This window comes from Mesorhizobium sp. M7A.F.Ca.CA.004.12.1.1, from assembly GCF_003997835.1.
GTDB lineage: Bacteria > Pseudomonadota > Alphaproteobacteria > Rhizobiales > Rhizobiaceae > Mesorhizobium.
Genome location: NZ_RZRK01000896.1, coordinates 1 through 2,392 on the forward strand (window position 1 = coordinate 1; position 2,392 = coordinate 2,392).

General features: G+C 63.5%; 2 protein-coding genes and 1 pseudogene. All 3 read right to left on the reverse strand.

Annotation, left to right across the window (positions count from 1 at the left end; genetic code table 11):
- A partial coding sequence (locus EN984_RS31360; protein ID WP_164765783.1) for an FGGY-family carbohydrate kinase occupies positions 1–1,012 on the reverse strand: 1,012 nt, incomplete at its 3' end.
- 390 nt (positions 1,013–1,402) lie between these two features.
- Positions 1,403–1,957 (reverse strand): flavin reductase family protein, encoded by a 555-nt coding sequence (locus tag EN984_RS31365; protein ID WP_236383135.1) that lies wholly within the window; start codon positions 1,955–1,957, stop codon positions 1,403–1,405.
- 57 nt (positions 1,958–2,014) lie between these two features.
- Positions 2,015–2,392 (reverse strand): annotated as a pseudogene (locus tag EN984_RS31370) (acyl-CoA dehydrogenase); the annotation flags it as partial.

Here is a 2,392-nt window from a genome sequence, read left to right on the forward strand (position 1 = left end):
GCGCCTCGTCGATCTCTGTTGCCAAAACCTCGTGGATCGAGCCACCACCGACCGATGCCCTCTCCTGTTCCGAGCGGCAGAACGTGTCGAGAAACCAATCGTAGTTCGCGGTCGAGGCCGGCGAGATCGCCATGTTGTTCCAGCGGCCGGCGTCGATGGCGTTGCGACAGAGCCAACGCGGGTCGACGCGCGGTTGCGAAGAGACCACTTCGTTGATGGAATAGGTCCCGGCGACAATGGCAAGCACACCCTCCTCATGGCCGCCCATGCCAAGTGCGGAGGCAGTTACGTCATGCAGGCCGCTCGCCACTGGTGTCCCCTTGGCAAGGCCGGTCATGTCGGCGGCCTCGGCGGTAACGTGGCCGGCGATCTCGGCCGAATGCGCCATCGGCGGCAGCGCGTCGAAAAGATCGTCCAGTTCGAAGATGCGCATCGCTTCCAGCGCGTAATCCTGCGTGCGGAAATCCGTGAATGAGGTGCTGGCCTCGGTACGGTCGGTGCCGATCGTGCCGGTCAGGCAAAAGCGCAGCCAGTCCTTGCAGGCCAGTATATGCCCGATGCGGCCATAGCGGTCGGGTTGGTTCTTCCTGATCCAGGCCAGCAGCGCCGACGGAGCCGAAACGTGCGGCGCCTGTCCGGTACGCGCCAACGCATTTTGGAAGACCCCATCCGCCGACCATTGTTCGACAATCTCGCCGGCGCGGCTGTCAAGCGACAGGATACCGGGGCCTAGCGGCCGGCGATCCTTGTCGAGCAAATAGAGACCATCGCCGTGTGCGGTCGCCGCCACCGCCTTGATATCGTTGGCGGCCCGGCCGCACAATGCGATCGCTTCGCGGATGGCATCGGCGGTGGCTTGCCATAGCCTTGCCATGTCGCGCTCCACCCAGCGCGCATGGGGCATCGACTGCGGGACGCGCCGGCGCGCCACCGACAACTGCGTGCCATCGGCATCGAAGATCACCGCCTTGGTGACCGTGAGACCGTTATCGATTCCGAGCAAACTGGGCATGGGCGCCGCCGCTTTCAGCAACTGGTGAAGGGCGCTGCAAGGCAAACCTGCAGGTTGGGATAGGGATGACAGGCATGACGACAATCAACGAGCAACGGTGATACAAAAGCGACGCATCCGACGCGGTAAAAAGACCATAGTAGCATGTTAAGTTAACGTCAATACGTGAGATATTTTGCGGATATGTCTGACGTCATCTGCGACGAAAATTGCCATCCCCTCGTACCGCATCCGATGCGGACGAAGTTCCGGCTAGTGCCCAACTGGCCGGATAGGCTTCAACCCCGCGCTGGGAGCCAGAGAGCACGGTACGATTGACGCCGAACGCGCTTCGACTGGCTTTGCGAGTTCCTGCGCAACGACCGGACAACCCGCACCGCTTCGGCGCCTTCAAAGAAAACGCGACGACTCAAGAAGCTCAGCCACCCCGTCCAGTTCCTTGTGCAGGCGATGCCAGCGACGGTCGAGATAAACAAGCGAATGCGCCTCCGGGGGGACCTCGTCCGGCTGTACCTCGCCGTCAAGGAGTTCGGCCGCGACCAGTGTCGCGCCCTCAATCGGCAGAACGCCGAGCCGACGGGCGCGGAACCAGGTCGAAACGCCGGTATAGCGCGGTTCGCCGGTGGGCAGCCGCGCCCAGGCGCCTCCCGGCGGGAAACGTTCCGCGCCGCTGGACGCGCAGAGCTGCGCCAGGTCGATATCAGTGAAGCGCAGCAGGTGGATCACCATGGTCTCGGCCCGCAGCAAGGGCTCGGACGAAGTCGATTTCATCGAGAGCGAGAAGGCGACGACCGGCGGCGCGGCACTTACCGAGATCAGCGAAGACACGGTCATCGCCACCGGCCTGTCGCCGGGATCGGCAGTGATGACCGCGACACCGGCCGGATGGTGGCGAAAGGCTTCGCGGAAGGCGTTGGTCATGGGGTGCGGGATGCTCATCGACATGTCTCTTCTGCAGCATGAAAAAGGGGCCGGACGGCGTCCGCTGTCCGGCCCTTGCAACTACTTCTTCTCGATCAGGTCGTAGAACTGCCAGGTTCGATCGCTCCACACGCCGCCGATGTCGCGGCCGGCCGAGGTGACGATCGACGGCGCGATGGTGAAGTGGTTGGCCGCTACCATCATCTCGCGGAAGGTGCGCTGGATCACACCGGCGCGGAGCGATGCGCCGCCGCCAGCGCGGTAGGCGAAGTTGCAGATATCGACGCCAACCTCGTGAATCTCGGATTTGGCCAGATGGACAAGGCTGATCTGCCGCGTCGACACGCTATTGCCGGCCTCGACCGTCGCCTCGATGTCGCGCCAGACTTCGAAGACGAAGGCGCGGGCAGCGCGATAGCGGGCTTCGGCGCGGCCATAATCGTGCCAGAACTTCTCGCT

What these genes read in the sequence shown, in the direction of transcription:
- EN984_RS31365 (WP_236383135.1), bottom strand. Translation starts at nt 1,957, where the DNA reads ATGTCGATGAGCATCCCGCACCCCATGACCAACGCCTTCCGCGAAGCC.